The 19,357-nt window shown below is 48.4% G+C and carries 12 protein-coding genes, 1 rRNA gene and 2 pseudogenes (1 of these 15 running past the window's edge); 12 read left to right on the plus strand and 3 right to left on the minus strand.

What is annotated here, in order from left to right:
- Positions 1 to 186: 186 nt before the first annotated feature.
- Both ABEA66_RS32665 and ABEA66_RS32670 read right to left on the minus strand, forming a co-directional pair.
- Entirely contained in the window at positions 187 to 762 is a 576-nt protein-coding gene (locus ABEA66_RS32665) for a dihydrofolate reductase family protein (RefSeq protein WP_079913107.1), read from the minus strand.
- Positions 763 to 866: 104 nt separating this feature from the next.
- Positions 867 to 1,126 (minus strand): annotated as a pseudogene (locus tag ABEA66_RS32670) (IS1595 family transposase); the annotation flags it as partial.
- 508 nt (positions 1,127 to 1,634) lie between these two features.
- Between ABEA66_RS32670 and ABEA66_RS32675 the strand changes: the two are divergent.
- Complete coding sequence (locus tag ABEA66_RS32675) at positions 1,635 to 3,068, plus strand: DHA2 family efflux MFS transporter permease subunit (RefSeq protein WP_345594199.1); 1,434 nt, start codon at positions 1,635 to 1,637, stop codon at positions 3,066 to 3,068.
- A 361-nt stretch (positions 3,069 to 3,429) separates the two neighbouring features.
- Here ABEA66_RS32675 and ABEA66_RS32680 read toward each other — a convergent pair whose 3' ends face one another.
- Positions 3,430 to 5,484 (minus strand): glycoside hydrolase family 31 protein, encoded by a 2,055-nt coding sequence (locus tag ABEA66_RS32680; RefSeq protein ID WP_345594201.1) that lies wholly within the window; start codon positions 5,482 to 5,484, stop codon positions 3,430 to 3,432.
- Positions 5,485 to 5,609: 125 nt separating this feature from the next.
- Between ABEA66_RS32680 and ABEA66_RS32685 the strand changes: the two genes are divergently transcribed.
- The 11 genes and pseudogenes from ABEA66_RS32685 to ABEA66_RS32735 form a co-directional block, all read left to right on the plus strand.
- A complete protein-coding gene (locus ABEA66_RS32685; protein WP_079913110.1) occupies positions 5,610 to 6,485 on the plus strand; it encodes an AraC family transcriptional regulator in 876 nt (291 codons plus the stop codon).
- 153 nt (positions 6,486 to 6,638) lie between these two features.
- On the plus strand, positions 6,639 to 7,985 hold the full coding sequence (locus ABEA66_RS32690) for an ABC transporter substrate-binding protein (RefSeq protein WP_345594204.1): 1,347 nt from the start codon (positions 6,639 to 6,641) through the stop codon (positions 7,983 to 7,985).
- A gap of 203 nt (positions 7,986 to 8,188) precedes the next feature.
- Positions 8,189 to 9,118, plus strand: a complete 930-nt coding sequence (locus ABEA66_RS32695; RefSeq protein WP_345594206.1) for a carbohydrate ABC transporter permease — start codon at positions 8,189 to 8,191, stop codon at positions 9,116 to 9,118.
- The gene (locus ABEA66_RS32700) at positions 9,119 to 9,946 is read left to right on the plus strand and encodes a carbohydrate ABC transporter permease (protein WP_345594208.1); all 828 of its coding nucleotides are present in this window, start codon (positions 9,119 to 9,121) and stop codon (positions 9,944 to 9,946) included.
- A gap of 166 nt (positions 9,947 to 10,112) precedes the next feature.
- A complete protein-coding gene (locus ABEA66_RS32705) occupies positions 10,113 to 11,552 on the plus strand; it encodes a glycosyl hydrolase family 28 protein (RefSeq protein ID WP_345594210.1) in 1,440 nt (479 codons plus the stop codon).
- A 123-nt stretch (positions 11,553 to 11,675) separates the two neighbouring features.
- Positions 11,676 to 13,451 (plus strand): cache domain-containing sensor histidine kinase, encoded by a 1,776-nt coding sequence (locus ABEA66_RS32710; protein WP_345594211.1) that lies wholly within the window; start codon positions 11,676 to 11,678, stop codon positions 13,449 to 13,451.
- Entirely contained in the window at positions 13,448 to 15,049 is a 1,602-nt protein-coding gene (locus ABEA66_RS32715; protein ID WP_345594213.1) for a response regulator, read from the plus strand. The genes ABEA66_RS32710 and ABEA66_RS32715 overlap by 4 nt, the downstream gene beginning before the upstream one ends.
- 68 nt (positions 15,050 to 15,117) lie before the next feature.
- Positions 15,118 to 15,228: pseudogene (locus tag ABEA66_RS32720) on the plus strand (IS1595 family transposase); the annotation flags it as partial.
- Between the two features lie 61 nt (positions 15,229 to 15,289).
- A complete protein-coding gene (locus tag ABEA66_RS32725) occupies positions 15,290 to 15,802 on the plus strand; it encodes a GNAT family N-acetyltransferase (protein WP_345594215.1) in 513 nt (170 codons plus the stop codon).
- Positions 15,803 to 16,180: 378 nt separating this feature from the next.
- Positions 16,181 to 18,451, plus strand: coding sequence for an OmpL47-type beta-barrel domain-containing protein (locus ABEA66_RS32730; RefSeq protein WP_345594216.1), 2,271 nt, complete (start codon positions 16,181 to 16,183; stop codon positions 18,449 to 18,451).
- Between the two features lie 831 nt (positions 18,452 to 19,282).
- Positions 19,283 to 19,357 (plus strand): 16S ribosomal RNA (locus ABEA66_RS32735); its annotated part runs 538 nt beyond the window's last position; the annotation flags it as partial.

Here is a 19,357-nt window from a genome sequence, read left to right on the forward strand (position 1 = left end):
AGAACATGCGTTCTATAATTGGGATTAACATTACGTCATTAAGATTCACGCGAAAGCTTTCGCACAATAAGTAAAAGGCTATGTTAAATTCTAATGTTGATTTGTGACCATAAGAAAACCGCCTTGTGAAAAGGCGGTAAATTGAGTTATCATCCCACGTCAGTGTAATCACCTTAAGTGACAAGGTCATCTTACGGTCTGGTAAACGAGACCTATGGCTCCAGAATCAAAGGTCTTGTTCTCGATTAGCTTAAGATTGATCTTCTCCTTGAGACCTTGGAATAGCGGCAATCCCTTACCGATCAGGACGGGAGACACCGTAATTTTATACTCATCAATTAAATCAAGCTGCATAAGGTGGTGCGCGAACCTAGGACTGCCTAGGATGACCATATCCTTGCCTGGCTGCTGTTTGAGGTTATTGATCTCTTCCTCGATATCTTCTTTCACGAGTCTGGAATTATTCCATTCGACTTTCTCCAGCGTCGTGGAAAAAACGATTTTGGCTGTCTTTTCGATCCACTCGGCATGATCTCGTTCATGCTGCGAAGCTGATGGGTTCGAAGGCACAGATGGCCAGTAATTATGCATCATCTGATAAGTCTTACGTCCCCAAATGACAGTGTCGGCAGTACTCAGAATATTTTTCGCGTGTTTCTCCAAATCAGCATCGTAGGAAATCCAGCCAATGTCCATTTCACCATTCGGCCCTTCTACAAAACCGTCAAGCGATGCGTGCAAAAATAGAACGAGTTTTCTCATTTTTACTACTCCTTTGTTCATGAGGGATAACTACTCATATATTAACTTCATTTTAGCATAATTCAACTTGGATTGTTTCTTATGGATTGCTAATCCCAAACCTGCCTATAAGCAGTAAGCCGAAGCTTTGTGTTCGTGTCGTGTGACAGTAAACAGGCACGATTTGACCAACAACGAACCCTCATATGAGGTCTTCTCGTTCGTTGAAGCAGTTTGTTTGTAAGGTCATTAAAGGTTTGGCGTCAGGATTTACAACGGTAACGTTGACGTTTAACCTTCCCAGCACGTGTTTTTCGGCGTACTTCCCATAACGAACGACAGAATGCGTTTTGCAATGCGGTCAAACAAGCCCATCTTTGTGCCGGGAGCTGCCTTGTGGTAAGAGGGAACTCCGTTCGCAGTATACTTGATGAACGGCAGTTATGGAATGATATTCTTTGTAAGAGTTAACGAACTTTATGAATTAACAATTATGAGATTGCGGAAATTAAATTAGTTGATACTCTTCCACTGGACCGCTTTATTTTCTAAGGGATAACTACGAAAAAAAATAAGGGATACTGTGGGCACTGTCGGAATTCAATAAGAAATAACTTAGAAGAAAACTTTCCATTGTCAGGAACCGATTTGGTTTATATACTGGTATATATTTTGTATGTATTAATACTAATACAGCGATATAAGTAACGGGCCATCAAGCTGTAGCCGCGCAGCAGGAAATGAAAATATTACCAGTCATTTTATATTTACAAATAAAATACGTTTCTGGTATTGACATATAGAACTGTTACCATTATTGTAACAGTTAGCGAGCGATTACCGTATCGCTTATAAAAATAGAGATTTTATAGGAGAAGGAAGTGGAGACTACAATGAAGCAATATAATACGCGAGCCATCATGGCGTCGTTGCTTATCTGCGGTTTCGTCGGCATGTTCAGTGAAACGGCGCTCAACATCGCGATAAGTAATTTAATGAACGTGTTTCACATAACGGCCGCGACAGCGCAATGGCTAACAACAGGCTTTCTGTTGACGCTCGGCATATTAATGCCGATGACGGGGCTGCTGCTGCAGTGGTTTACAACAAGGCAACTGTTTATCGTCTCCCTTGTGAGTTCAATTATGGGTACACTCATCGCGGCGCTGGCATATAATTTCGAATTGTTAATGGTCGCCCGAGTCTTGCAAGCCATTGGTATGGGCTTGTTAATTCCGCTCATGTTCAACACGATCCTCGTCGTTTATCCGCCAGAGAAGCGCGGGGCTGCAATGGGCTTTGTCGGTCTCGTCATTATGTTTGCGCCGGCGACCGGTCCCACAGTGGCGGGTCTCCTGATCGAATATTTATCGTGGCACTACATTTTCTGGCTATCTCTGCCGTTTTTGGTAGTAGGCCTGTTGGTGGGCCTCAAATATTTGGAAAATGTAACCGAACCTACGAAGCCTCACATCGATCTATTGTCCATACTATTATCCACGATCGGCTTCGGTGGGGTCGTATTCGGCTTCAGTAAGGCCGGTGAAGGGGAAGAAGGGTGGAGCAGCCCGATTGTGGTCGCATCCATCGTTATTGGGATGATTGCGCTCTTGTTATTCGTGCTGCGTCAAATATTTATGCGCGAGCCGATTATGAACTTGCGTGTATTCAAGTACCCTATGTTCATAGTAGGGCTGTTGATGGTCTTGTCCTGTATGATGATTATCCTGTCCAGCATGATCATTCTGCCGATGTATCTGCAAAGCGGCATGAAGCTGTCCGCATTTACTGCCGGACTAATGCTGCTGCCCGGCAGCGCGCTGAATGGTATCCTCTCGCCCCGTATGGGACGCTTGTTTGACAAGTATGGTCCGAAGTGGCTGGTCATTCCCGGCCTCATTATTGTAGCAGCTATGCTGTGGTTCTTCTCCGGCATTACGCTGGCTTCTTCGGTCGCATTGATCGTTGCCCTGCATATCGGTCTAATGGTCGGCATCTCTATGGTCTGGATGCCTGCTCAGACCAACGGTCTGAATCAGCTGCCTCCGGAGCTGTATCCGCACGGCACCGCCGTCATGAATACACTGCAGCAGGTTGCTGGCGCAATCGGTACAGCCGTAGCTATTAGCATCCTGACCAACGGCACGGAAAAGTATTTGCATGAATCCCCTGCGCCTAGTGAGCCGATCGAGATGGCAAACGCGATGACCTTCGGCTCGCAGAATGTGTTCTTTTTTGCGATGGTTGTCACAATCATCGGTCTGGCTGTAGCGTTCTTTATCCGGCGTGTCGTCGTCAGCCGCGCGGCGATGAGTTCTATGCATTGATTTACAGGGAGCCGTAGGCTCCCGAGATTGTTAATAAACCTGAAAATCTGAAAAATAACTCTGGTACCCCGGTGGGGTGTCCCCTTCCAGTCGCTGTTGTTCTCGGGAAATGTTGATCATATTTGCTATAGCGGTGATTTCCCGAGAACAAAGGCGAACGCTATCGCTCTTCCAGGGGACACCCCACCTATCTCACCCTTCACATTTTTCTGTATGATATAGGTTTTTCAACAAACTGCAGGGAGCCGTAGGCTCCCTGCAGTTGTTTTTTTCGGAAAGCGGAAGCTGCGTGGTTATCGATGCCACGGCTTCGAAGCTGATTCAGGCGCTTTACATGGTGCACCCAGCCAGCCATCGATGGTTACACGTTATACCGCCTGCCCTCAAATTCGCCGGTCCTCTCAGAGTGTAGGCTGCCATCAGGGTTTAATGTAACTGTAACCCAATTGTACTGTCCATCACGGTAAGCAAACGAGCTCCCGTCGTCCTCATATAAAGTACAGCTAGCTGCACTTGCCCCATACGCTTGGAAGCTAACGTCGAACACGGTGTCGTCACCCACATAAGGCACAGGTTCAGCGAGAGGAAGGAGTGTGCCATCCTTAACGAATACCGGAATCCGTTCAAGCCCCGGAGCCATGGTATAGGATTGTCCGCCTTCATAGGTTTCATTCGTCCAGAAGCAGTGCCAGGTTCCTTGAGGAAGATAGACACTTCGCTCCGAAGTTCCCGCGATAAGCGGTGCCACCAGCATCGATTCACCCATCATATAGGCATCATCGATCCCGTACGTATTCGAATCATCCGGATAATCCATCACGAGAGCGCGGAACGGAGGCCTGCCTTCCATGCTGTATCTGGCATATGCGGTATACAGATAAGGGATCAGAGCCATGCGGGTTTCAAAGAGCGTGCGGCAAATATCCCGGATTTGCTCATAATTGTCCAAGAACTCGCCTTGGATGTTCTTGTCCCGATCCACTTGCATCCAGGGCGGATTAGGGATTCTCCAGCAATTCAGAAGCGCCATCGGTGAGAAGACGGCGGTCTGGATTCTCCGAATCAAGTCCTCCGGCGATTCGGCTTGGCGCACCTCCGGTGACCATAGCAGTCCCGAGAACCCGCAATTGGCGACGCCGCGGATGAACACTTTATGATTATACAAGTCGCTGTAAAGGACAAAAGGATATGGCGATGCCAATGCGCCGGAGGCGCGAACCTGGGATAACGTCCGTCTGCCCGCTTGTTCGAAAGGAGCCAGAAGGGTCGCCTGATAGAGCGTTCCCAGCATATTGTGCATTTGCTCTCCGTCCATACCTGAAGGAAACAAAGAAGTATCCGGGAACGACCAGTTGGAATGAACGAAGTCCGAGCTGTCGCACTCATCCAGCTTGAAGCCAGCAATCCCTTTGTTCACAAACTCTTTCTCATGATGCTCTGCAAAAATTTCCCTCGCCTCCGGAATCGATAAATCAGGAACCAGCCCTTCCCACACCTCATAATCCCCGGAATGGGGCTTTAATGCTGAATATATAGGGGATGTAGGGTGCACGAAGAGATGCTCCCACAGATTGACCCGGTAATTCAGGTCATACAATTCATCCAGCATGTTCTCATATTCGGGGAAGCGTCCTTCATCCCAAACAAACGAGCAGGAGTAGGCTTTGGTTTGCCATCCGGGCTCGAAGCCAAACACATCCACGGGCATGCGATCTTCCCGGAAGGTACGAGCCAGCCTCATCACATCCTCCTTCTTGGCTGCACTGTACGCGCGGTACCACATGCCGAGCCCCCAAGCCGGAGGCAGACAGCCCCCGCCGGAGAACAGATTGTAGCGCTGAACGGCCGTCGCTAATTCAGGGCCTTCAAATACATACACATCCATTCCCCTGGCAGCCGGGACATCCACGACAACCGTCCGATTTCCCTCCGACACCTGATAACCGTACAATTCAATCTCCGAAGTGCCAACCGTTTTTGCCACATGCTTCTTGTGCTCGGAATCGCCTTTGCGAAGATTCGTTCCACAATAGAACGTCGCATACCGTGCCGTATCCACATAGACGCCGTAGCCAGCGGTGGATACATAAAAAGGAACCGGTGCATGGCTGTCGCCGGTATCTGCCACTGGATCGCTGTTCACCCGGATGACCTTCTTCCTGCCGGTATGATCGAGGCGGTGCAGCTGCAGGCCGAAACCGTAAATATGCTCTTCAGCCGAAAGCGGCAGCTCGATATGAATACCTCTTGCCGTCTGTTTAATGCTGATTTCTTGTGCCGCCATGGGCGGAATACCCGGGCATTCCAGCTTGCTGAGCTGCTCTGTTTGCATTTTCGTTTCACGAAGCTGCACGGGAGTGTGTGCTTCCGGCTGGCCGAAACGAAGTCGCCAAATTCCGTTTGCGATTTGTTCCATAATAATCCCTCTCTCATGAAGATGTTAAAATAACAATATTTCCCCCATTATACCGCTCCGATTATGTCCAAAGTTATGATAAACTACGAGAAAATGTTAGATTTTTATCCAACTGGGGAGGAAGCATGAACAAGCTGTTTGAACCCGTTTATTTGGATCAATCATCCTTATTCTGGGATTACCGGATCCGCATTGAGCATGGCTATAAAGGATATTATCATTGGCATCAAATATGCGAATTCGTGCTGGTGCATGAGGGGCAGGGAACCATTGTGGTCAATCAGCAAGCCTACGATATAAAGCGCGGGATGTTTTTCTTTTTTCCGCCCTATCAGCTTCATCAGGTTTACGCGGATGTCTCTGTGAGTCATCCTTATTTGCGGTCTATTTTTTATGCAGACCCCTTATTGATAGAGAAGCAGCTAAGTTCTTTTCCAAGGCGTCAGACAAGGTTTACAGACTTATGGAAAGGCGCGGCTCCATCACTTGGGTTTGATCTAAAAGACAAGGCGCAGGAAATGGAACGGATTTTCGAGCAATATGACCAGGCATATCGCTGCGGCAGAGGAGAGGAGCTGGAAGAAATTACATTGCTATTTTTGCAAATAATAAACCTGCTTCCGCTGTCCGATGTGCCAAATGACGGCAAGCAGCCGATGCTTAAGAACGGCGGAGCAGGCCGCTACTCGGAAACGATCATGCGCTGGATTGAAGAGCATTATCACGAGGAGGTCAGTCTCGAGCTTTTGGCCGAGGAGCTCCATCTGTCGCCGAATTATATTTCCAGAGTGTTCCGGCAGGAAACGGGCAGCGGGATCAAGGATTATTTGACGGCCCGGCGTATTAAGCAGGCATGCCGCCTACTGGAGACGACGAATCGCCCGGTAGAGCAAATCGGATATGAGGTTGGCTTTGACAACCATTCGTATTTTATCCAGCTTTTCAAGAGAGTCGTCGGAGCCACTCCGCTACAATACCGTTTTTCGAGAACAAGGCGTTAAACATCTTAAATTTCATCACTTCGAAGTTAAAAAACAGCATACTAACCATTTTCGGCGTGTGATAGTCTTAAATCACGAAATCAGAAACGGGAAAGCAGCCATCCACCGGTTTCTGAGGCTAGAAGGGTTCAATAAAGGGGAGGGTAACTAGAAATGGTTAAGACTAGAAAAATGACAGCGGCATTCGCAAGTGCAATTGCCTTATCGGTTGCATTAACCGCCTGCGGCGGTCCCTCGAATTCCGGCACGGACACAGGGGCTTCAAGTTCCGGAGCAGGTGCTTCAGCGTCCAAAAAAACCGTCACGTTCACGATAGGGTATGCTACCGGCGACCCGGCAACGAAGCAAGCGATGGCGGATTCCATTGCGGCGTTCACGAAGGCCAATCCGAACATCAAGATCAACGACCTGTCTGAAGGCGGCATGGCCTCCTATCTGGATTGGTTGAAGACGAAGGATGCAGTAGGCGAATTCCCGGACTTGGTCGAAATGAGAGATACCCAGCTCTTCTCCGAAGCCGGCAAGATCGCTGAGCTCCCTGCGGAATGGGTTGGATTGTTCGCAGACGCACCGAAGCTGAACGGTAAAATCTGGACCGCTCCGATTGTCGGAACGGCGCCGCAAGGGATCATCTACAGCAAAAAAGCTTATGCAGACGCAGGAATCGCTGCCGAACCGAAAACCTATGACGAGTTCCTGGCTATCCAAGAGAAGCTGAAAACCAAAGGGATCACACCGCTGACCTTCGGCGGCAAAGATATTTTCCACTGGGGATTCTGGGTGAACAAATTCCTGATGGATGATGTGTTGGCGGATGACCCGAACTGGAACTCCAAGCGGACCAAAGGGCAGGTCAGCTTCACCGATGCGGGCCCGATGCAGGCGATGAAGGATTTTAATGAATTGTTTACCAAAGGGTATGTGGATAAAGGCTACCTGAGCACGGCCGACAATCAAACCGCGTCGATGCTTGTTACGGGAAAAGCGGCGCAGCTGTTCTCTGGCCCGTGGATGTTTGCACAGATTGCACAAGCCGATCCGAAATTCGATTTTGGCTGGTATCCGGTACCTGACCGGAAAGGCCGTATCGTGGTCAATGGCCTTAACAGCCTGCAGGGCTGGTCTATTTCGACCAAGGCCAATCAGGATGCCGATAAAAAAGCGGCGATTTCGGAATTTATCAAGTTCTTCTTCTCCAAGGAGCAATATTCCAAATTCCTGAAAGCGGTCAATGGATTGCCGACGACCAAGGAACCTATCACTTACGATTCGGCTCCGCAAATGAAGCGTGTGCTCGAGGTCATGAGCGATCCGAACACGATTAAGACGCTTCAGATCAACTCGTTTTGGGGCGAGAATCAAATGCCTCCGCAATGGCGGAATTGGTATTACAAGCTGATCCAGGATTGGCTGACCAAGGGCGATTTCAGTGCAGATTATATGAAAAAGGCCGATGCCGAATGGGACGCTAACGTGAAAGCAAATGCGGCCGGCAAATAAACGGCAGCTTGAAGAGATGAGAAAACCTCTATCGAGGCCTTTCAGAGACGTGCGACCGCGTTTAAAGGTAGGTTTTATCGCCAAATAGAATTTTCACATTCGATGACCTCGGAGTTTTATAAATTCTATTATGGTAAAACATGCCTCTGCTGCGGCAGAGGCACAATTTCGCTAAAAAAGCGGTCATCTAGGAGAGTGAGAGCATGGCGAATTCGGAGCCTATACGGGCGATGACCGGTATACATTCAGTACCCAAAAAGAAAAAGTGGTTGACCTATTCCTTTTGGTTTATTCTTCCTTCTTTCTTGCTTTATACGCTATTTGTCATTTATCCAACGTTAAACAGCTTTAATCTAAGCTTTACGAACTGGGACGGCGTAAGCAGCGAGATCCATTACATCGGGCTGGACAACTTCAAAGAAATGTTCAGCAGCGACCGGTTCTACAACGCTTTGAAAAATACGCTGATCTTGTCCGTATCTCTAGTTGTTCTTGAGAATGCGGCAGCGCTTCTGCTGGCCATGCTGGTGGACCAGGTTCGCTGGTTCAAAAATTTATTTCGCAGCATTTTTTATTTTCCCGTTTTGCTCAGCGGTATTGTCATGGGCTTTGTTTGGGCTATTATTTTCAACTATAACTTTGGAGTCGTTTCGCAGTTGCTTGACAAGATAGGACTCGGTGCGCTTAAGATCGACTGGCTGGGCAATCCTGACTTTGCAATGATCGCGATAGTCATCACTACCGTCTGGAAGGGCTCCGGGTACTATATGATCATTTATTTAGCAGGTCTGCAAGGGATTCCAGCGGAGCTTCATGAAGCGGCGGCCATTGACGGAGCGGGCCGATGGCAGCAATTCCGGCATATTACATTCCCGCTCTTAGCGGGGGCAATGACCGTCAGCGTAATGCTCTCGATGATCGGTGCTCTCAAAATCTTTGACCAAATTGCGGTCATGACCGATGGAGGCCCGGGCTTCGCCACGGAAACGTTAACCTACATTGTGTATAAAGTAGGCTTCGGGGAGCTTCGCCAAGGCTATGGAACGGCACTTTCCCTTGTGTTGTTCATTCTGATTCTCATTGTCTCCTTGATCCAGATCAAGCTGCTGAGGAAACGGGAGGTGCAGATGTAGATGTTCAAGTCAAAAAGGTATGTCGATCTGATCTTGTTTGCCATCACGGCAGTGCTAGCGGTTCTGTTCTTTTTCCCGGTGTATTTCAGCCTGATATCTGCGTTCAAAACCAACGGGGAGATATTGCGGGACGCCATAGCGATGCCAAGCAGCTTGTATTTGGACAGCTTCCAATATTTGCTGACGAAGACCCGATTCCCATCCGCGATGTTAAACAGCCTGATCCTGACAGTGACCTCCGTCGCATTCATGATTCTGCTCATCCCGATGGCCGCCTATGCGATCGAGAGAACGGGGAAAAAGTGGACCCGTGCCGTATATGTTTACTATTTGGCAGGAATGATGGTTCCGTTTCAGGTCTACATGATTCCCCTGTTCAAAGAAATGAAAACCTTGGGGCTATACGGAACATTAACCGCTCCCATTCTCATTTATATATCCGGCTCGGTCGGCATGGGCGTGCTGCTGTTCACCAGCTTCATCCGGGGCATTCCGGTTGAAATCGAGGAAGCGGCGGCGATTGACGGCTGCTCCAAAGTACGTATATTTTGGCAGATCGTGTTCCCGCTTTTGGGACCTTGTACGGCCAGCATGGTCGTGCTGCAGGGTCTTGGTATCTGGAACGACTTCCTGATGCCAAGTCTGGTGCTCCAATCGGCCAAGAGAACGATGATCGTGGAAATATTCAAATTTGTAGGCGAGCTGGCTTCGCAGTGGGATATGGTGTTCGCCGGCACGACCATGTCTATCGTCCCTGTACTGATTGCCTTTATCGCGCTTCAAAAGTATTTCGTGAAAGGCATTGCTGCTGGCGCAACCAAAGGGTGATGCCCTTAAAGCCGCTTCTGATTCCTACAGGGGCGGCATTTTTTACCATAATAGACTTTATAATTTCGGGGCTCCCCGCAAAGTACCTGAATCAGCTTCGAAGCCAAGGCCCCACTTTGTGGGGTTATCTTATTGTACAATTTCTATCGAAAGGTTGTCCGATAATATGAACCGGGTATTGGTGTATGACGCCCCGCAGGGAGCGGCCTCAAATGATGATTTTAGGGTAAGTGTACGTACTCTGGATGGGGAATGGCAGGAAGTATTCGTTTATGAGATCAAAGTGGATATGCACCATGTTCGTCGCGGATCGACGGTCTATTTTGATATGGAGGGTACCGTGGAGATCCGGGTGGAAAGCAAGCATCAGATGATTCGAAACGCTGCGATCCGGCCGCTTTCCGCTAAGATAAATTACAGCCATGACGAAAGGGCTGTCCTGTTTACACTGGAACGCCCTCAAAAGCTATCGATTGAGATTAACGGGGATCGTTTCTCCAATCTTCATTTATTTGCCAATCCTATGGAGCACGATGCTCCTAGTCCGGAGGCGAATAACGTACTGTTTCTCAAGCCGGCCATTCATCGAACGGAGGATATATATCGTATGGCGCGGACTCCCAAGACGGCGGATGGCATAACGCCGGATACGATTTATTTTGCACCGGGAATCCACTACTTGGAAGAGACAGTGCTTCGAATACCATCGGGAACGACCGTGTACTTAGCCGGAGGGGCGATTGTAGTTGGTTCCCTGGTCTGCGAGCATGTTCAGGATGTTGCTATCCGGGGGAGAGGAATGCTCGTCTTATCCGATTTTCATCGGTTTTCCGCTTTCCGCGGGGTCCGCATCGTCTTCTCGGAGCGTGTTACCGTTGAAGGAATCATAACTGTGGATCCGCCTCATTACAGTATCTATCTGGGCCAGTCGCGGCATGTGAGCATAACCAATTTCAAGACCTTCAGCACCCGGGGGTGGTCGGACGGAATCGATATGATGTCGTGCTCGCATATTGAGATTGAAGACGTGTTCCTCCGTACGTCCGACGATTGCATTGCGATCTACGGCTCGCGCTGGGACTTCTATGGGGATTCCCGCCACATTACCGTTCGTAACGCCATATTATGGGCGGACGTAGCGCATCCATTAATGATCGGAACGCATGGCGACCATCACCGCAATGGGGATCTTATTGAGGATATTTTATTCGTGAATATCGATATTTTGGAGCATCATGAGCCGCAGCCAGGCTATATGGGAGCTATGGCCATCAATGCCGGCGATCGAAATTCCGTTAGGAATGTAACCTACCGGGATATCCGGGTAGAGGATTTCGAGCTGGGCCGGTTGATCGATCTCCGCGTGGTATGGAACAAGGATTACAACCCGGTACCGGGAAACCGGATAGAGAATATCCGATTCGAGAACATCACCTATAACGGGGCAAATCGGATGGCCAGCCAAATCTTCGGATATGATGCCGACCGTCCCGTAACCGGGATTCGCTTCCAAGGACTTCAAATTAATGGAGAGCTGATTTTGAACCCGGAGCAAGGACATATCAAGGTTAACGAGTTTGTGCAGGAACTTTCTTTTACGGAATAATCGCTTCAAACCGAGAGGCGGGCCAACAGCTTTTTCCTGCAGGTTCCGGTTGGGACAAAAGGCAAAAACTGCTATGATACAAGTAAAACCCTGTCCATACCAAGGAAAGGAGCCCCTGAAGACATGTTTCGGCTCTTTCGGCTGCGCCAAAGTATTTTCGTTAAATTCGCTTTTTCGTTTATCATTGTTGGCTTGATTCCGCTCCTTATATTAAGCTTTTTTGCCTTAAACACATTCGGAAATTACATGGAAAAATACACCATCAATAATTTCGAGCAAATGGTGATGTATGCGGGCAAGAACGTCGATGATCTCTATACGAAATACAATAATATTTCCAAATTGATGTATTCTTATGGACAGCAGGGCCATTACGGCCAGCTGGGAGAGGCGATAGCGAGTGCGTCGGCGGAAGGGAATCTCCGGGTTTCCGCTACTGTAGATGATTTTCTTAAGACCGTAGTGGCAACCGATGTTCATATCCGAAGCGCCGCATTCGTATTTTCCTCCGGCAGCTACCAGGATCTCAGCCGGGAAGGGAGCAGGATTGACTTCCGGTCTATATTCCCGCCTCCGCAATGGCAAAAGGTGGTTTCGGAAAACCCGAAGCAGCTGACGGTATTCCCTACTCATGCCCAAGACTACTATCCGAATTCCAATGAACAGGTGCTCACGTTCTCCCGCAATTTGATTGACGTGTTAGGCAGCCCGCTGCTGAATGAAACTATCGTCGGCAGCCTGTATATGGATATTTCGCTAAGTGCGTTCGATGAGATTTTCCAACAGCTGAATATCAACCCTGAGGACGGTATGTACGTAACGAACCCGGCAGGCCTCATTCTATATAGTAACAAGCGGGAGCAGATCGGCCATCCTCTCCAGCTCTCCCAATCGGAGGAGTATCATTATGTGCAGCAAGGGATGCCGAACTCGGGGTGGATCGTATATGGGGAAGTGAACAAAAACGAATTGTTCAGCAAGATCAACCAAATCAAGAGCACCATCGCCGTCGTCATTGGCATGTGCATCGTGTCTCTCATCATCGTGGCAGTATGGTTCTCGAACAACCTGTCCACCCCCATCCGAAGCATTATCAGACACATGTCTCGCGTGGAATCCGGCAACTTCAATCAGCAGGTACCCGTTCGGAGCACAGATGAGATCGGCATGCTGGCAAACGGGTTTAACAAGATGGTCTATCGTTTGGAGAGCTATATCGATGAGGTGTACGTGGCTCAGATTAAACAGAAGCAGGCCGAGCTGACTGCGCTCAAGAATCAGATTCGCCCTCATTATTTATACAATACCTTAGAGGTGATCCGGATGAGTGCGGTGAGCAATGATGATGAGGAAGTAGCGGATATGATCCTTTCCTTGTCCCATCAATTGAAATATGTACTCGATTACGGACATGAAACCGTCACCCTCCTGGAAGAGAAAATGAATATCGAGCAGTATTACCGCTTAATGGCGCTGCGGTATGGGGAGCATCGGCTGGCGATGGATCTTAGGATTGACCGGGAGCTTCTTGGCTGCATGCTGCCAAAGCTATCTATTCAACCCTTGGTAGAAAATGCAATATATCACGGGATCATTCCTAAGTCTGGTAAAGGTACCATCCGGATTACGGCTGAGAAAGAGGAGCACCGGCTGGTCGTTACCGTCGATGATGACGGGATCGGTATGGACGAGACAAAGCTCGCACAGCTGAGTGGGAAGCTGGCGGGTGCCGTGCCATCCGAGCAAGGAGGCAGCGGTGGAATCGGAGTCAAGAACGTACACGACCGAATGACAAGATTATACGGGCCTGAATACGGCATCGAAATCAACAGCACGCTGCATATAGGCACTTCCGTCCGGTTACTACTTCCCTATCAGAAAGAGGTGAAAGATGCATGATCACAGTGGTCCTTGCCGACGATGAACCGATGATTATTAAAGGCTTGAAAAAGCTGCTTCCGTGGGAGGAACTCGGCATTCGGATCGCTGGAGAGGCTTGGACCGGTCAGGGATTAATGGAGCTGATCGAAAAGGAGCACCCTTCGCTTGTAATCACCGATATTAGTATGCCAGGCGGTTCCGGGATCGACGTCATTAAAGAGATCAATCAAGCGGGATTGCGGACTAAGGTTATTTTTATCAGCGCTTATCAGGAATTTTCGTATGCCAAGGACGCTCTGGCTCTGGGGGCCGTGGATTACCTGGTCAAACCGGTCGAAAAGGGGACTCTTCTCGAAGCCGTCCAGCGGGCCATAGCGGAGGTAAGGGAAGAATCGGAAGAGCAGCAGTTTAAGAGCAAGCTGGCCCACTATGAGCACAAGGATAAAAAAACGCAGCTGGAAGAAGTGTTTGACCGCCTGCTGGACGGCGATATCCGCCAGGAGGAAGCCGAGGAGAAGCTGCGGATTCTGGATGCGGGCTATGTCTTCGATCATTATACCGTCATGCTGCTGGAAACGGTACAGCCTGTGGGAGTCAGCAGATGGGGGGAACACGAGAAGCGGCTTCTGTTATTCGCGATTGGAAATATGGCGGAGGAGCTGGTAAGGCGCAATTCGATGGGCATTCTTTTACGCAAAGGCGATCTGCTCTGTGCCGTCGTAAACCATAAAGAGGATGCTTCGATGGAGGCACTGGCCGAAGAAATCATTTCCAATGCGGTTACTTACTTGAAGATGAACTTATCCATTGGGATTGGCTGGCGGGTTTCAAAGCTCCAGGAGATCAAAGTATCCTATCGGGCAGCGGCCGAGGCTCTTGAGCAGGCCTATTTTGCAGAAAGTGTATGTGCTATCTCAAGGAAGGCGGAGGAGCAAGAGAGCGGGGTTTCCGAACGGGAGCTAGGTGAAGCCAGACACGATTTGCTCCAGGCGCTATTAGCCAAAGATTCCGAGCGTTTGAGCGGGAAGCTGGAGAATCTGCTGGAGCTTGTTGTCCAATATTCCGGCGGCAGCAGGGAGAAGGCGGTGATGGCCTGTTACACCACGATTATCGAATGCGGGGAAGGCTTGGAGGATGTCGGCATCACACTGGAAGCAACAGGAGCCGAGCTGCAGGGGCATCTTGCCGTTATGCAAGGCTTTAATCGTTTTGGAGAATTAGCCGAATATATCCGTGAAATCGTGTTAGGATTGCTGGAGCGGCTTACAAGAGGGGGGCTCGGTAAAGAGGCACAGCAGCTCTTGATCGCAAAGGAATTTATCGAGAGCCATTATATGGAGAACCTCACCCTGGAAGGGGTGGCGTCCAAAGTGTACATGAACCCTTATTATTTCAGCAGCTTTTTCAAAAAGCATACCCAGATGAATTTCAAGCAGTATGTAACGGAGGTTCGAATGAAGCAGGCTGTCAAGCTGCTGTTGAATACGGATTTGATGATTTATGAGATTGCCGATCAGGTCGGCTATAACAATGCCCGTCAATTCAGCGACATGTTCAAGAAGCATTACGGGAAGCTGCCTCAGGAGTACAAGTCGAAGCTGGAACCGAAAACATAATGGTAGATATTCTTAATATCACTGTTCAGAGATGATTTACCCATGGAGTTGCGGTTCCAGTTTGAGTGATTGATGAAATTCAAGAGCATAAAGATGGGCTTGTTTGCCCGCATTGTAAAAACCATTCTGTCGTGCGATTTGGAAACTACGTTGTAAAAATACGTACTGGAGAGGTTAAAAGTTTTACTTCAATCCGCAAGTTTTATTTAGAACAATTAGATAAATGAACGGAAGTGACTAATGAACATTCGTCTGTTGAATGACTCTGATGCCCAAGAGTACAAGGAAGTAAGGTTGCGTGCATTGAAAAATGATCCTGATGCATTTGGATCAACGTATGAGCAAGAAGAAACTAAACCTCTGGGGCACTTTATTGAAAGGATATACCATACAAAAGATCAATTTGCATTGGGATATTTTGACGACAATAACACATTAGTTGGCATTGTCAATTTTTCACGTGAAAACAGGCTTAAGACGGCACATAAAGGAAATATTTACGGCATGTACGTAGAGCCTAAATTTCGAGGACGGGGGTTAGGTAAAGCCCTTCTTATAGCCTTGATTGAAAGAGCAACAAAAGAATGTGAAGGGTTGGAACAGATTCATTTGACGGTTGTGTCTGATAACAAATCAGCAAAACGCTTATATGTCTCGCTGGGGTTTGAAGTTTATGGTGTAGAACCACATGCATTAAAGTTTGGTGAACAGTATTTCGATGAAGACTTAATGATTTTAAGATTGCGACTATAAACTAAAGGACACGATAGCTCAATGAACCGCCTTTTCAGCAAGGAGGTTTTCTTATGGTTTATTATCAACATTAGAATTTAACATGGCCATTATGAAAAGAGGCGATCTGCAGCATAGCTGAAGACGCCTCTTTCTGTTGACTACAAACGCATAGCCGCCGTTAATGGTTGCCGAACAGGAAATTGGTTATCCATGTGGTCTCGCTGTTATAGGATTGCCTGTCCGGTTATCGTGTTAAACGATATGTTTTTTGCTGATATTCCTGATCTAATGACGCAAGGTGTTTAAAAAACGATGCAATCGTTACTTTTTATCGTTTCACTCAGGGGACATTCCCCTTATGATTTGGGTACCAAACGATAAAAGGAGGCAGCTCTAATGCTACAAGTCAGAGGAATCGTGTATATTGCTTTGGCCCTGCTAATAAGCATGGTGACATCTGTCGCAGCGCTGATACTGTTTGAGCCGGGTAAGGCGTCTGCATCAACCACGTTTATACACCCCGGTATGCTACATACCCAAGCGGACTTGGACCTGATGAAGACAAAGACAGCCGCGGGAGAAAGTCCGTGGGCGCCGGAATGGGATAAGCTTAGGGTCAATAAGCTGGCTTCTCCCAAATACACGGCTACCGTGTACAGTACGGTATATTTGAACGACCCTCTCATGAAGGATACGGGCAAAGGCGCATTAGCCGACAGCGCGACGGCAGCTTACTTTAATGCGTTGGGGTGGCATATTACGGGAGACCCGGCTTATGCAAATAAAGCAATAGACATATTAAACCGCTGGTCCCATCAATTGACTGGGCTTCAAGGCAACGATGCGATCCTGGGAGCCAGCTTAATCGGCTACAAATTATTGAATGCAGCCGAGCTTATCCGTTATTCCAATGCAGGCTGGGGACAACCCGATATCGAGAAGTTTTCCTCCATGATGACCAATGTTTTTTATTCGCAGACGAAAAACTACGCCTTCATCACCCGGACCGGAGCGTGGGCTAACGGAAACTGGGACGCAGCCGCCATACTTTTTAATATGTGCTATGGCATATGGAACAATGATGATACCGCTTACAACAATGCTGTTCATTTCATGAAAACCGGTCCAGGCAACGGCTCCATCGAACATTACATCCAGACGGAGGACGGCCAAACCCAGGAGAGCGGCCGGGATCAGGCTCATGCCCAATTGGGATTAGGACTTCTATCATTGGCCGCGGAGGTCGGGTATAACCAACGAACAGCGAATGCAAACGGAGCCGACCTATATGCTTATCCGAACAATACCTTTAAGCTGCTTAAAGGTATTGAATACACTGCAAGGTACAACCTGGGCTATTCCGTTTCCTGGACGACGCTGCCGGATGTCAATGGCGAAATCCGGTATGAACGGAATGTTTCGTCGGCAAACCGCGGGGAATTCCGCCCTATGTATGAGCAAATCTATAGCTTCTATAAGAATCGGATCGGGGTCCCGGATTCCGAGATCCAATATACGAAGCAAGTTATCGATAGGGTCAAGCTTGAAAGCTTCCATATCGACCACCCGTCCTACGGAGGTCTCCTGCATGCGAAGGAACTAAGAACATCTACGCTGCTGCCCAAAATCGCTTTAATCCCCAGGAACACCATCAATAAATACATCTCAGCCGGACAGTCAGGTGCAAATCCGCTGACAGCCGATCGGGACCGGTATAAGGCTGACGGCTCATTGAATATTGGGCCGGAGGAGACATTTGAGTTTGCGTATCTGGGGAACAAGAAGTATACGCTGAAATCGATGGCGAATGGCCGCTATGTGTCTGCCGGCAATGGCGGAGCAAGTCCGCTGCAGCCTGACCGTTCCAGCGTGGGGAACGAGCAGCTGTTCGAAATCGATGAGCAGACGAACGGTCTGTTTACGATTAAGGCAATGGCGAATAACAAATTCGTCACCTTAAACCCGGGTACGAAGCAATTGGAAGCCGATGCAGACAGTGTAACGGCTGACGATGGAAGATTCATTGTCATGTACCCGCCGGAGGATGTCACTCCTCCTGTGACGGTAGCGACGCTCAATCCGCAGAATCCTGACGGAGTGAATGGCTGGTACCGTTCCGATGTGACCGTAACGCTATCGGCTTCGGATGGGCAATCCGGCTTGGCCGACACGAAAGTGCGGGTCAATGGTGGGGAATGGACAACGTATCGGGAACCGCTCTCTTTCTCTGAAGGGATTTTCGACCTGGAATTTCGCAGCTTGGATTATGCGGGAAATGAGGAGCAGGTCCGATCGGTTAACCTGAGAATCGACAAAACACCTCCGGCTATCGATGTGAAGCTGGACAAAACGACCCTTTGGCCGGCAAATCACAAGATGATTACAGTGAACGCCACGATCGCTTCAAACGATCCACTGTCCGGAATTGCCTCCAGTGTGCTTACTTCTATCACAAGCAGCGAAACGGATGACAGAAGAGGAGACGGCAGCTCACCAGATGATATTCAAAATGCCGAGCTCGGTACAGAAGATACCACATTCGACCTTCGGGCCGAGAGATCGGGCAGCGGTAATGGCCGCGTATACACGATCACCTACAAGGTCACCGATTATGCAGGCAATTCATCTATTGCTTCCGCAACTGTTACAGTTCCTCACCATCAATAATCAAACTAGAAGAAGTCATAGGGAAACACATTGTTACGGACCACTAAAAAGAATGAGACTACTATTTGATGGAGGCCGTGCTTAAGTTAAAAGGTAACGACTGTATCTTAGTATGGTTCATTCAGCTCAAAGGCATCCCCGGTTGCATAATCAACCGGGGATGCTATTTTTAAGTGCAGAAATGAAAAACAAAACATTAAATAATTGAAAGCAGGACAAGTGCTTCTTCTTAAACGCTAAGGCCAAAACGGCGGTGGGGCTCGTATCGCATGATTTGCGTGTACAATAGTTGCGACTTATACTTCTCTGGTAGAAGTCAGCCTATAAACTGCACCGGACCGGCTGGACGGCAAGCACCCGTCAAGCCGACCGGGCTGGCGACGCACAGGCGGAACTCGTTGGGACACAGGGGTGCACTAGGCGGATAGACATTGATTTGGTTAACGCGGCTATGAGCATGTGGTTTTATTCTGGCATGGAAAAAATTATACTTGCTTTCGAAATAGTAACTATGATATATTACTTCTCCCGACGGTCAGCACGTATGACCTGGGGAAAGATGAGAGTGAGAGAGCGAGTCTGCGCTTGGGGTTATCCAAGTGTGGAAAAAACTGTTCTTGCTTTTGAAAAAGTATCCATGATATATTATCTCTCCCATTGTCCTTATCAATACTAGGGCAAGAATGGAAGAACAGTTCAATGCTTGCAGGCAGGTGACAACAAGCATGGAAATAATTGTTCTTGCAAAGTGATTAGATGTATGTTAAATTAAATATCCGCCTAACGAAGTGCAGGGCGTAGATGAAAGATTGTCCTTTGAAAACTGAACAACGAGTGAATGTTTGAACAGAGAATGAAAATTCTCGCTAGCATTGAATTTTGAGCTTAAGACAAGCTCTATTATAG

It is taken from the genome of Paenibacillus vulneris (genome assembly GCF_039543185.1).
Lineage (GTDB): Bacteria > Bacillota > Bacilli > Paenibacillales > NBRC-103111 > Paenibacillus_S > Paenibacillus_S vulneris.

Bases quoted from the DNA above. Each gene is read 5' to 3' on its own strand.
- ABEA66_RS32665 (WP_079913107.1), bottom strand. From the start codon at position 762: ATGAGAAAACTCGTTCTATTTTTGCACGCATCGCTTGACGGTTTTGTA.
- ABEA66_RS32675 (WP_345594199.1), top strand. From the start codon at position 1,635: ATGAAGCAATATAATACGCGAGCCATCATGGCGTCGTTGCTTATCTGC.
- ABEA66_RS32680 (WP_345594201.1), bottom strand. From the start codon at position 5,484: ATGGAACAAATCGCAAACGGAATTTGGCGACTTCGTTTCGGCCAGCCG.
- ABEA66_RS32685 (WP_079913110.1), top strand. From the start codon at position 5,610: ATGAACAAGCTGTTTGAACCCGTTTATTTGGATCAATCATCCTTATTC.
- ABEA66_RS32690 (WP_345594204.1), top strand. From the start codon at position 6,639: ATGGTTAAGACTAGAAAAATGACAGCGGCATTCGCAAGTGCAATTGCC.
- ABEA66_RS32695 (WP_345594206.1), top strand. From the start codon at position 8,189: ATGGCGAATTCGGAGCCTATACGGGCGATGACCGGTATACATTCAGTA.
- ABEA66_RS32700 (WP_345594208.1), top strand. From the start codon at position 9,119: ATGTTCAAGTCAAAAAGGTATGTCGATCTGATCTTGTTTGCCATCACG.
- ABEA66_RS32705 (WP_345594210.1), top strand. From the start codon at position 10,113: ATGAACCGGGTATTGGTGTATGACGCCCCGCAGGGAGCGGCCTCAAAT.
- ABEA66_RS32710 (WP_345594211.1), top strand. From the start codon at position 11,676: ATGTTTCGGCTCTTTCGGCTGCGCCAAAGTATTTTCGTTAAATTCGCT.
- ABEA66_RS32715 (WP_345594213.1), top strand. From the start codon at position 13,448: ATGATCACAGTGGTCCTTGCCGACGATGAACCGATGATTATTAAAGGC.
- ABEA66_RS32725 (WP_345594215.1), top strand. From the start codon at position 15,290: ATGAACATTCGTCTGTTGAATGACTCTGATGCCCAAGAGTACAAGGAA.
- ABEA66_RS32730 (WP_345594216.1), top strand. From the start codon at position 16,181: ATGCTACAAGTCAGAGGAATCGTGTATATTGCTTTGGCCCTGCTAATA.